1 protein-coding gene is annotated in these 553 nt (G+C 59.9%); it reads right to left on the reverse strand.

Translation table 11 applies throughout. The annotated features are described in order from the left end of the window. The coding region (locus tag J5224_RS34570; RefSeq protein ID WP_264629338.1) for an amidohydrolase at window positions 1–553 on the reverse strand (553 nt) is incomplete at both ends.

Raw genomic sequence — 553 nt, forward strand, 5'->3', positions numbered from 1 at the left:
CGTGGATAACCTGACGCATCATATCTGGCACCTGCTCCCGCACCTGCGTGCTGTAAGTACGTACCGTTCCTTCCAGTTCGACCGTTTGCGGTAATACGTTCCAGGTATTGCCGCCTTCGATACGGGTCACGCTGACCACCAGCGATTCCAGTGAACTCACCCGGCGGCTGGGGAGGGTTTGCAGGGCGATGACAATATGGCTGGCGGCAATAATGCTGTCGATCCCTTCTTCTGGCTTGGCGGCATGTGCCCCTTTACCGGTAATGCGAATGGAAAATCGGTCGACGTTGGCGTAAAAAGCCCCCGAGCGCGTGGCAAATGTGCCGCTTGGCAACTCCGGCGCGTTGTGTAAGCCAAACACGGCGGAGACCGGCTGTAGCGCGCCGGCGTGAATCAGTTGTCGCGCACCGACGGAAACCTCTTCCGCGGGTTGAAACAGCAGGCGCACACGGCCAGGCAACTGCGCTTCGCGGGCTTTCAGCAGCCCCGCTGCGCCCAGCATCACCGCAGTATGAAAATCGTGTCCGCACGCATGCATCACGCCAGGATGTTG

Source organism: Candidatus Symbiopectobacterium sp. NZEC135 (genome assembly GCF_025962695.1).